This window comes from Desulfosarcina sp. (genome assembly GCF_041551955.1).
GTDB lineage: Bacteria > Desulfobacterota > Desulfobacteria > Desulfobacterales > Desulfosarcinaceae > Desulfosarcina.
Genome location: NZ_JBFELV010000137.1, coordinates 1 through 11120 on the forward strand (window position 1 = coordinate 1; position 11120 = coordinate 11120).

General features: G+C 56.2%; 10 protein-coding genes. 7 read left to right on the forward strand and 3 right to left on the reverse strand.

Annotated elements, in window-relative coordinates; translation table 11 throughout:
- Positions 1-512 precede the first annotated feature (512 nt).
- A complete protein-coding gene (locus tag ABYV26_RS12135) occupies positions 513-1778 on the forward strand; it encodes a tetratricopeptide repeat protein (protein ID WP_372681328.1) in 1266 nt (421 codons plus the stop codon).
- Positions 1779-2003: 225 nt separating this feature from the next.
- Positions 2004-2288 carry an integration host factor subunit alpha gene (locus ABYV26_RS12140; protein ID WP_372681330.1) on the forward strand — a complete coding sequence of 95 codons (285 nt, stop codon included), beginning with the start codon at positions 2004-2006 and terminating at the stop codon, positions 2286-2288.
- Positions 2289-2408: 120 nt separating this feature from the next.
- Here ABYV26_RS12140 and ABYV26_RS12145 read toward each other — a convergent pair whose 3' ends face one another.
- The gene (locus ABYV26_RS12145) at positions 2409-2876 is read right to left on the reverse strand and encodes a cache domain-containing protein (protein ID WP_372681332.1); all 468 of its coding nucleotides are present in this window, start codon (positions 2874-2876) and stop codon (positions 2409-2411) included.
- 560 nt (positions 2877-3436) lie between these two features.
- On the opposite strand from ABYV26_RS12145, the gene ABYV26_RS12150 reads away from it, so the two are divergent.
- From ABYV26_RS12150 to ABYV26_RS12165, 4 genes are all read left to right on the forward strand, one after another.
- Positions 3437-4111, forward strand: coding sequence for a hypothetical protein (locus tag ABYV26_RS12150; protein WP_372681334.1), 675 nt, complete (start codon positions 3437-3439; stop codon positions 4109-4111).
- Positions 4108-6672 (forward strand): amino acid permease, encoded by a 2565-nt coding sequence (locus tag ABYV26_RS12155; RefSeq protein ID WP_372681336.1) that lies wholly within the window; start codon positions 4108-4110, stop codon positions 6670-6672. Before ABYV26_RS12150 ends, ABYV26_RS12155 begins: the two co-directional genes overlap by 4 nt.
- Before the next feature lie 36 nt (positions 6673-6708).
- The gene (locus tag ABYV26_RS12160) at positions 6709-7167 is read left to right on the forward strand and encodes a PaaI family thioesterase (RefSeq protein WP_372681338.1); all 459 of its coding nucleotides are present in this window, start codon (positions 6709-6711) and stop codon (positions 7165-7167) included.
- Between the two features lie 187 nt (positions 7168-7354).
- A complete protein-coding gene (locus ABYV26_RS12165) occupies positions 7355-7858 on the forward strand; it encodes an FHA domain-containing protein (RefSeq protein WP_372681340.1) in 504 nt (167 codons plus the stop codon).
- A gap of 6 nt (positions 7859-7864) precedes the next feature.
- On the opposite strand, the gene ABYV26_RS12170 is transcribed toward ABYV26_RS12165, so the two are convergent.
- Together ABYV26_RS12170 and ABYV26_RS12175 are read right to left on the reverse strand one after the other, a co-directional pair.
- Positions 7865-8350, reverse strand: a complete 486-nt coding sequence (locus tag ABYV26_RS12170; protein WP_372681342.1) for a methylated-DNA--[protein]-cysteine S-methyltransferase — start codon at positions 8348-8350, stop codon at positions 7865-7867.
- Positions 8351-8358: 8 nt separating this feature from the next.
- On the reverse strand, positions 8359-9804 hold the full coding sequence (locus tag ABYV26_RS12175) for an AlkA N-terminal domain-containing protein (RefSeq protein ID WP_372681344.1): 1446 nt from the start codon (positions 9802-9804) through the stop codon (positions 8359-8361).
- Between the two features lie 148 nt (positions 9805-9952).
- Here ABYV26_RS12175 and corA point away from each other — a divergent pair, with 148 nt between their 5' ends.
- A complete protein-coding gene (gene corA, locus ABYV26_RS12180) occupies positions 9953-11017 on the forward strand; it encodes a magnesium/cobalt transporter CorA (RefSeq protein ID WP_372681346.1) in 1065 nt (354 codons plus the stop codon).
- Positions 11018-11120 lie beyond the last annotated feature (103 nt).

An 11120-nucleotide genomic window follows, 5' to 3' on the forward strand; every position in this document is an offset into this window, starting at 1 on the left:
TAATAAAGGTTATCGCCTTTGCTACGTTGATGATTTCATCAGTATCTTCTGGCGTGATCGTTGGCGTCGGCATTACCCTTGGCCGTGGCGTGCATTTCAATCGACAGAAGATGCTGTTGTGTCAAGGGTCACATCGATTATAATTGACACTCCGGCCGCCACCGGGCGTCAAGACATTGACACCCCCTCGGTGCCTCAGTGCCCCACAGAACATAAAAGGCACCGAATTTAATAGTGAAAATAAATACTGTAGAAAGCGGCACGGGAAATGCTAACTAACCATGCAACGGTAAAACGTTCCTCCTTCCTCCCTCTTGGCAAGGCCCTGTTTAGGGCCTTGTCTCTTTTTTGTCCTTTTATTTTATGGTAGAAATGACCAACTTCCACGGCAGCTGGCTTAACCGTGGCCCACGGTCAGGCCTCTTCGTCAATTATTGTTGCCAGGATATCGACAACGTCGTTTTTTCTGGCTGGTTGATTAAGCGTTAGGCCGGATGCGAAGGAGAATGGCAATGGCATGGTTCAACCTGTTTTCGGGTCCATCTGCAGAGCGCCTCGAACAAAAAGGGGATGCACTGGGCGCAGCCGGGTTTTGGGGCGCGGCAAAACTGGAATATGAACGTGCTCAACGGAAACTGGAAGCCGCCACTGTCCAGGATCAGGTCACGCTGGATCGGATTGAAGAGAAGGTCTCGGCCTCCAGGGAGGCATTGGCCCGCGAACACCACCGCAATGCGTCGGATCTTGCCGCGATCGGCGATTTCAAAGAAGCATTGGAGTTGCTGGAACTGGCGCTGGCGTTGACCGGCGATGATCCCTTAAAAGAGACCCTGGCCCAGCAACGCCGGGAGATCGAGGCGACGCTTGCCGTTGAGCGTCGCCAGACGCTTTCAGCACCGGAGAGTGATGGGGAACCCGAAGAAGGTAGCGCGGATGTTCCGTCTCCGGATGAAGCCTTCAGGGCCTTGTGCGGCACGCTGCCCGATTCGGTGCGGCGGGCCTATCTGGGGTATGGTTCTGATTTTAAAACCGGCTACCTCGCCCTGAACAACGGCGATTTCGAGACTGCTGCAGACTACCTCGCCCGTGCCCTGGAGGCCCGGAATGCGGCGGACAGTTATATCCCCCTGGAACTGGCGACGGCCTGCCTGCAACTCAACCGGCTCGAGCAGGCCCGGCATCTGCTGGAGACGCTGCTGCAACACCACCCGGACACCTTGCCGGCCTATCAGATCTTATGCGAAATTTACTGGGAACAAGGAGCCTTCGACCAGGCCGACGCACTGCTGGCCTCGATCCCCGGCGAGTTGGCGGCGTCTCTGCCCGTATTTGTCCTCAAAGGCGAAACTTTATTTCAGGCCGGCCACTTCGACGTCGCCAAAACGTTCTATCGTGATTTCTTAGCGACCTATGGCTGGGACGAATCCATTGCAGGTGCGTTGGCCAGAACCCACGAGGCCTTGAATGAATTGGATCATGCCCGCCGTATGTACCAGGAGATCATGGTGCACTGCGACAGCTGTCATCGCCGCATCGATCCGCATATTAAGGAAAAGCTTGCCGATCTCTCCTTTGCTGCGGGTGTGCACGACACCGCTGTGTTGGAACTCTATCTCTCATTGGCCCAGGAACGGCCTGAGAAAGCCACGGTGTACTTTGCCAAGGTCAGCCGGATCTACCAAACCAAGGGCAACGAGAACGAGGCCAGACGATTTCAGGCGTTGGCCAACCAAATGGCCGGCAGCGCCGAGCGCCAAAAAGGCCCGCCGGCGAGTTGACCCTTGGGTCAATCAAGTAAGGGGTGGCTGACGGATCCAGGCGGTCCAATGCCCGCCCAACTATTTTGCCGAACAACGGCGCACCATGACAGGCTTCCTGCCAAGCCTCCCGCCAGGAGTCCTCCGTTGCAGTATTTAGATCCCTTCAGAAAACACCAACCCCTTGACAAGAATAGGAAATTTTGCGAACGTGGATTCACCCCACCAACAGATGGAGATTCACACATGGCACTGACGAAACATGACATCGTGGAACAGGTTTACCATCAACTCGGCTTTTCCAAGAACCAATCTGTAGAAACCGTTGAAGCGCTTCTTGAATTGATTAAATCCTCGCTGGCTTCCGGTGAAGATGTCCTGGTCAGTGGGTTCGGAAAATTTTGTGTGAAGAAGAAAAATGCGCGGAAAGGCCGGAATCCGGCTACCGGTGAGGATGCCATCCTTCCGGCTCGGCGGGTGGTGACGTTCAAGTGCTCCGGAAAGCTGAGGAAGACGGTCAACGGGAACTGACGAACAGGCCGTTGATTCCTCGTCCCCTGATCTTTCTTTTGATGACACGTTCTTGAAGGAGCCAGCGCAAGTTTTCTGCGCTGGCTCTCACCCAAGCTAAGTGTTTCCCCTATCCGTCGGCTATTTGTAAATCCCAGCCCCGACAAAGTAAGGGGTGCCTTCAACGCGATAGATGTAGCTGCTCTTGGCCACCGGCTTTTCCTCGCCCGGTTTGGGCCACATATAGTCTACCCAGCCTGCGCCATTTTTACCGGCTACCTCGACGAACTCCACGAACAGGGGCTTGCCGTCGGTATCTTTTACCTCGAGAATGTCAGCTCTCTCGGTTAGCTCCGGCTTGATGGGATGGGCAAGCATTTTACCGTCCAGATCCATCAGAAACACATAGGTGTCTTTCCAGACAAACGGCCCCGCCTTGTCTCCAATGGTCTGGCCGGCTGTCTCCACACCCTTCTCCTGAACGAGTTTGGCTGCCTCTTCGCATTTGGCGATGACCTCTTCTTTCGTGGCGCCTTCAGCCCATGCCAGGGCGGCAAAACAGGTTATCAGGATAAGGACGGTGGCAGTGGTTTGGATTGATCTTTTCATTGGCGTTCCTCCCTCTCGATCGGTTGTTGCGTTGGGGATCTAAGCAGTAACCAAGTTTGACACGGGATCTGTTTGCCGGCATCACCTCCTTTTGTCTGAGGGGTTGTATTTTTCCGGGTGCGGTTGAACAGCCTGTCGTGTATAGACACTTCCGGCAGGGCACCAGCTTCTTCGGGCCACGGTCGTGACCCGGCGGCCAAAGGGATCGCTTTAGTTTGTGGTTGCTGCGTGTCGGAGAAGAGAAGGCCAGAAAGAGGCAATCAGCGCACCAATGAAATTCGCTACGGGGACGCTCAATTCAGCTGGAAATTCATGTCGTCAAGACACGCTATCGTCGCAATAGTTACTTGCCGTGAGGGAACAATCGGTAAAGAAGGGATGGCGCCCCTTCATTTGGAAACCGAACCTACATATTTCAGCAAACAACGTGCCTATACTATAACCATTTGAAATAAATGGCCTATTAAATTTATCGGTGTGCCTTCAGGCAAAGCGGTTACGAAAATTGCACACGCGTGGGCAATTTTTTGCGCGGCTAAGGCGTCGCGCCCGGAGCTGCTTTGGCCGATGTTGCATTCAGTTGCCGTGAAGCCAAGATGGCTTCAAACATTATTGTGTTTGAGGTTGATTCGCTTTTTTCTGATTTCGGAAGATTCGTAATAGTGGGTTTTTTTGTCGATCCACCAGCCGTTGGCCTTGTTTTCACCGTCGAGATATCCCAGGTCATAGCCATGCTGGGCACCGGCCAGAAAGCCGACAACCAGAAGAATGAGGATGACGGTTGCCGCGATGAGCCTGCCTTTGGTAATGAACGATCTCATGATGGTACCATTCCTTTGGCGCTGAGTGTCACTCATTACCTTCGGCTTTTTTGCCGGAAACTTAACCCTTTTATACCGACGCACCGTCAGGTTGAAAATAGATCTTCTGGTCGCTCGTCAACCCCGACGCATCGGTTCTCGGTATCTGTGCTTGGCTTCGACCCCGATGACGGGGTATCCGCATCGCTTCGACAAGCGGCAGGCAATGCGCTCGCGATCGCGGATCAGATTCGGCAGTTGGGTCGGCCATCATGGCGCACTTGTCTTCTCTGCCCGGAGGCCACGGCAATATATTTGACCTTCTTCCGTAAAGCTCTTATGATGCCGGAGGGTTGTTGCCGTTCAGAAAACATTTGCACCAATGCCAAACGGTCGTCGGATTCATTGACCATTGAAAGCGATCGCCATCCATGAATAAACCATCATCAACAGATACCCCCCCTGCTGCCGGTCGACTGGGCACGTTCGCCGGGGTGTTCACCCCCAGCGTATTGACCATATTGGGGATCATTCTTTTTTTAAGGCTCGGGTATGTGATTGGTAGCGTCGGATTGGCCCGAGGTCTGGTCATTATCGCCCTGGCCAACGCCATCAGCGTGCTCACCAGTATTTCCCTGTCCGCCGTGGCCACCAATCTCAAGGTGAAGGGCGGCGGTGATTACTACCTGATTTCGCGCACACTGGGCCTGGAATTCGGTGGTTCCATCGGCTTGGTGCTTTTTCTGGCGCAAAGCGTATCCATCGCTTTCTACTGCATTGGTTTCGCCGAGGCGGTGGCCGCCTTTTTTCCTCACGTGCATCCGTTGACCGTTCAACTGATTGCTGCCAGTGCCGTGGCGTTTCTTTTTATTTTTGTATGGTTGGGTGCGGATTGGGCCACCCGTTTCCAGTTTGTGGTCATGGCCCTGCTGATCGCTGCACTGGTCTCTTTTTTTATCGGCGGCATCCGTAGCTGGGACTCGGCGCTGATCACCGCCAACTGGGCGGCACCGGAAAATGGCGCCTCCTTCTGGATTCTCTTTGCCATCTTTTTTCCCGCCGTCACCGGCTTCACCCAGGGCGTAAGCATGTCCGGGGACCTGGCAGACCCGGGGAAAAGCATTCCTTCAGGAACCTTTATGGCCGTGGGAATCTCTATTTTGGTCTATTTCGCCGTGGCCATCCTGTTTGCGGGAGCTCTGCCCAACCAGGTCCTGTCTTCGAATTACACTGCCATGAAAACCGTTTCCGCAGTGGGGTTTTTCATCGACGCCGGAGTGATTGCCGCGACCCTCTCCTCGGCCATGGCGTCCTTCATGGGGGCGCCGCGAATCCTGCAGTCTTTGTCTGCCGACCGGATTTTTTCCGTGCTGACACCCTTTGCCACGGTCAGTGAACCGTCGGGCAACCCCCGACGGGGTGTGCTGCTCTCTGCCGGCATTGCCTTTGTCACCATTGCCTTGGGGCAGTTGAACCTGGTGGCCAGTGTGGTTTCCATGTTTTTTCTGATTTCATACGGGCTGCTCAACTATGCCACCTTTTTCGAGGCCAGAACCCAAAGCCCCTCTTTTCGACCGCGCTTCAAATGGTTCTCCCCACCGCTGAGTTTGGCGGGTTTTATCATTTGTTTCGGCGCCATGCTGGCCATCGACCTCAAGAGCGGGGCAGCGGCCATCGCCCTGCTGTTGGCCGTACACCAGTATCTCAAGCGAACCGCCGGCCCGGCCCGGTGGGCCGACAGCGCCCGATCCCATCATTTACAACGCGTGCGCCAGCATCTGCTTGCCGCCGGAGAGGCGCCTGAGCACGCCCGCGACTGGCGCCCTCAACTGCTTGTCTTCACCCAGGAAACGAATCGTCGTGTCCCGCTGCTGATGTTTGCAGCCTGGATCGAAGGCGGCACGGGCTTTACCGAGGCGGTACAGATCATCGAAGGTGAAGGAATGGCGGCCAAAAAAGCGCAGGAATCAGCCCACCGGGCGCTGGCCGAGGCCATTGCCTCCGGCCACCACGCCATGTTTCCCCTTACCGTCAGTGCGCCGGATTTCACCCAGGCCATGGGAGTTCTCATCCAGAGTTCGGGCATCGGTCCGCTGCGCCCGAATACGGTGGTCCTCAACTGGATGGGAGACTCGGCAAAAGCCATTTTCGGCATCGGCGCCTATAACTACGTGAAACACCTCAGGCTGATTTTCCGACAGGGAAAAAATCTGGTGGTCTTGCGCCTGGATCAGGAATCCTGGGAGCGGCTTGAAGCCCAACCGATGGAAGGGCGTCGGATCGATGTGTGGTGGCAGGGCAATGCCACCAGTCGCCTGATGCTGCTGCTGGCGCATCTGATGACCCGCAACGAACCATGGGACAAAGCCACGCTGCGCGTTCTGACGCAGGGGGATGGCACGCAGATTGAAATTGAAAAAAAGAAATTAGTTAAAAGGATGGAAGACATCCGCATCGATGCGGCCGCCGAAATCGTCGAGGAATTTGATGCCGACACGATTGTCCAGCAGTCGGCCGATGCGGCTTTTGTTTTTCTGCCCCTGAAGATCCAGCAGAACCGCATACTCGACCCCGCCGGTAAATCATTCGAGCGTTCCCTGCCCCGGTTGCCGGTTTCTGCGGTGGTCATGGCCGCCGAGGACATCGATCTGGATGCGGCCCCCGAAGAGGGGCTGGCCGCCCAGATTGCCCGGGCGACCGATGATCTGGAGGCGGCGCGTAAAAAAGCCGCGGATGCTGAAAAGGCAGCAGCCGAAAAGCAGACAGCCCTTGAAAGGCTCAACCGCCGGCTCGACGCCTTGGAAAATAAAGGCGTTTCCGGTGCGGTGCCCCTGGATGCCCGTGAGGAACTCAAAGCGGAAATCAAGGATGCCGAATCCGGCGTCGAAAAGGCGCATAGACAGGCGATCAAAGCCAAGGCCAAGGCCGAAGATGCAGCCGAGACCATTGGTGCGCTGAGTCCCGGATCAACGCCTGACAAGGAACCGTCCAATTAAACGGTGTCTGCGTGACCTGTTAGCATGGAGATGGTTATGCTCAGCCCCAATCCGGCCTACATTGGTGCGTTGATCGACGTCGTCAATTCCAGCCCCTTTCCCACGCATATGCGGATGCAGCTCATTGCGATCGCATTCGACCATGCGGTGGTTTCACTGAAAATCGACACCTGCCATTTTCAGCCATACGGAATTGTCCATGGCGGGGTGTTGGCGACGCTCATCGACACGGCTACGTTCTGGGCAGCGTATCTCAGGCTGCCCGGCGATGACGGATTGGTCAATATCGACCTGAAGCTCAATTATCTGAAACCGGCGGGGGAAGGCATGCTTACCGCCACCGGTCGCTGCATCCGTGCCGGCCGGTCGCTGAGCTATGCCGAGGCCGGTGTGTCGGATGCCGACGGAAACCTGGTTGCACACGGCACCTCGACGCTGATGGCCTTGCCGGGAAAAGGGCTGGCCTTCAAGGAGAACAAGTTCCTGGACGATTGATTTGTCGGCAGGCCACCACGCGGCCGTCTCACGCGGCAGCCTCCTGTTCCCGCATGAGAAGCTGGCGAGGGGTGAAAAAGACTTGATTATTGAGGGGTTTTGGGTTGATATAGAGCAGTTTACCGTTCATTGTGAAAACGCGTTAATCTGAGTAAGGGTTCCTCGCACCCGGAGCCACGGATAGTCGATGATGATCATCTATTGTGAGGAGTGTGGTTTTAAAAACACGATTGACGAGGCCAACGTCAAAGGACCAAAGCCTCAAATCCCCTGTGGGAAGTGTGGGGACTTCCTGCGCTTTTACGGCTTGAAGGCAAAAGCCCTCAAAACATCCTCGTCGAGGCCCAAAAAGCGGTCGCGATCCTGCCTGATCCTAAAGTACGGCAAGGTGGTGGTCCTTGTAAACGAAACCAACACCCGAGTGGAAATCGGTCGCCAGAAGAGCAATGACATCCAGGTGGTGAACAACCGGGTATCCCGGACGCACGCATTGGTCGAGTACAAGGATGGGAAGTATTATCTCACCGATCAAAGCTCCAATGGCACCTATCTTCTCATGGAGGGTCGAAAGGGCGTCACCGTCAAAAAAAAAGAAATCATGCTGACTGCCAAAGGTGTCATCGGTCCGGGGTACAAAGTGGATTTCAAATCCCCCGATGCCATTCATCTGTTGTTCGAGCAAACTCCCTGATCCTTATTAACCCGAAAGGACGTTCGGGTTCTCCAGTTGAATCAACCGCTGTTTGAGGTCAAGCCCGCCGCCGTAGCCGGTCAGGTTGCCATTTTTTCCAATGACCCGATGGCAGGGAATAATGATCGAGATGGGATTGCGTCCGTTGGCGGCACCCACGGCTCGCACGGCACCGGGTCTGCCAATATGCCGCGCAATCCACTCGTAGGAGACCACCTTGCCATAAGGTATTTTCAACAGGGCCGACCAGACCGCCATTTGAAAGGGCGTGCCTTCCGGGCACAGATCGACGTCGAAGGATTTTCGTTCGCCTGCAAAATAAGCGGCAAGCTGGGTTTTAACCGGGGTGAAATGGGCCGCATCCCGTTGCCAATTCCCCTGGATGGCTACCGGATGTTTTCCACCGACGAAATTCAGGTGCCGCAGCCCATTCTCGTCTCCGGCCAGAACCAGGGTGCCGGCCAGATCGGTGTGAACATAATCATAGATCATTGCGCCTCCTATCCCAACCACAGGTAAATGGCTGCGTAAGCCCGCCAAGGGCGCCACGCTTCGGCACGCTTCGTCACCTGCTTGACTGTCGGCCGGGTGTCCCCCAGCTGGAGGGCCTTCACGATGCCCAGGTCCGAGGCGGGGAAGGCGTCGGGCTCTCCCAGGGCGCGCATGGCCACATAGTTCGCCGTCCAATCTCCAATTCCCGGTATGGCTGTCATGGTATCGACGAAGCGGGATAATTCTTCGGCCGAGTCCAGTCGCAGCGATCCCGAAAGGATGTGCTGAGCAATTTCTCGAAGCGTCTTTTTTCTCTTCTGGGGCATGCCGATGGCTGCCATTTCGGCTGCCACCATCTCGGCGGCATCGGGAAAGAACCGCGTCAAATGAGGCCCGCCATCTCCGTCATACGGGACGCCGACCAGGCGGGCGATACGACCGAGTTGGGTGACGGCGCCCTTTACCGAAATCTGCTGGCCCACCACCGCCCGCACCGCCGTTTCGAAGGGATCCCATGATCCGGGCAGACGCAGGCCCGGTGTTTTACGGATCCGTTGGGCCAACAAGGGGTCTTGGATCAGGGTCTGGTGAATGGCCCTGGGATTGGCATCCAGGTCGAACATGCGCTTTACGCGCGCAACGACCCTGATCAACTCCCGGCTGTCCGTCAAGCAGGCATCGAGTTCCAGGGCGTGGCCTTTTTTAGCGTGTCCCACAATGATGGTTCCCCGGGTGGAGGACAACCGGATGGTTCGGTGGTAGCGTCCGCCGCCCACCCACTCCACGCCGGAAATCGCCCTTCCCTGGAAAAAGGCCAGCATCCGGTCCCAATCGTATGGCGGCCGGTAGGGCATCGTCAGGGTGCAGCTGAATCCGTAGCCGGACCGCGGGCCTGTCTGCGGACGACTCGCTCGAAGCTGAGACGGCGTGCGGCCGAGGTGCTTGCGAAAAGCGGCATTGAAGCGCCGGAGGCTGCCGTAGCCGGCGGCCAGGGCAGCCTGGGTGATGGACATGTCCGTCTCCACCACCAGCCGTTTGGCAAACAGCAGGCGCTGGTTGTCCGCAATGGCCTTGGGTGCGGCCCCGATGTGCTGCCGGAACAGACGGCGCAAGTGCCTGGCGCCGACACCCAGCCGTGCGGCCAGACTTTCCACGGAACCATCGTCGAGTGCGCCTTGGCGAATCAAATGCATGGCCCTGGCAACCGTGGCGGATGTGCCGTTCCAGGCCGGTGTATCAGGGGCCGTCTCGGGCCGGCAGCGCAGGCATGGGCGCAGGCCGGCCGATGCGGCTGCGGCTGCCGTGGGATAGTAAACGATGTTTTCCGGCCGGGGTGACCGGGCCGGGCAGATAGGCCGGCAATAGATGCCCGTGCTCTTCACGCCAATGAAAAAAAGGCCGTCAAAGCGCGGGTCCCGGGCCAGTCTGGCACGATCACAGGCAGCACGGTCCATTTGGGTATTCATAGTCGGCTATTAGTCATGATTGAGAAACTCCGGCATTGTCATTCGAACCATTTACCTTTATGCTTTGCGCTATGTTGGGATGTTTTCAACCGTCTGACAAGTCGTTTCCGGACATGTTAATAAAAAAGGATCGCCAATGTCCCGATTCACCCGGAAGTCGTCAAAGAAAGCCGGAAGCTCTCCCGGAACCCTGATCCACGTGGGAGAAAAAAAAACGGACGACACCCGTCTTTCCATGCTGCACTATGACGCCGAAACGCTGCTGGAGAAATCCTTGGACCGGGTTGAAGCGGCATTGCCCCGCCTGAAGCCGGCGACCACCACCTGGATCAATATCGACGGCATTCACGACATCGGCGTCATGGAGGATATCGGCCGGCATTTCAGCCTTCATCCGTTGACCCTGGAAGATGTGCTGAACACTTCCCAGCGGCCTAAAGCCGAGGCCTTCGACGACTATCTCTTTGTCGTGATGAAAATGCTCCACCATGATGCAAAAAAAAACCGTGTTTCCTCGGAGCAGATCAGCCTGATTCTGGGAAAAAATGTTCTGCTCTCTTTCCAAGAGTCAACCGGCGATGTGTTCGAGCCGGTCCGGGAGCGGATCAGGAAAGGCAAAGGAAGGATCCGCACCGGTGGCAGCGATTATCTGGCATACGCGCTCATCGACGCTATTGTAGACAACTATTTTGTGATATTGGAACGGCTGGGTGAGCGGCTGGAAAGTCTGGAAGAGGCCATCGACGATCATCCCGATGCCAAGATTTTAGAGGATATCCACACCATCCGGCGGGAGTTGATCTACCTCAGAAAGCAGGTTTGGCCACTGCGGGAGATTATCGCGCATTTCCTCAAAGACGACGTTGATTTTATCAGTGCGGCTACCCGTCTTTTCATGCGTGACGTGTACGATCACACCATCCAGACCATCGATACCATCGAGTCCTTCCGCGACATCCTGTCCGGCATGCAGGACCTCTACCTGTCCATCATCAGCAACCGCATGAACGAGGTGATGAAGGTGCTTACCATCATTGCCACGATCTTCATCCCGATCACCTTCGTCGCCGGTATCTACGGCATGAACTTTACCCACATGCCCGAGTTGACCTGGCGCTGGGGATATCTGTTTGTGTGGTTCATCATCCTGATCATCATCGCAGGCATGCTTGTCTTTTTCAGGCGCAGGAAGTGGCTGTGAACCGCAATCGCGAGTGCGTTCCCCGCCGGCTGCGGCGGAGAATTGCCAACGGCGTCTCGAAGGAAAAAAAATGGCCTTCCGGTTGACACGGAAGGCCATTTCA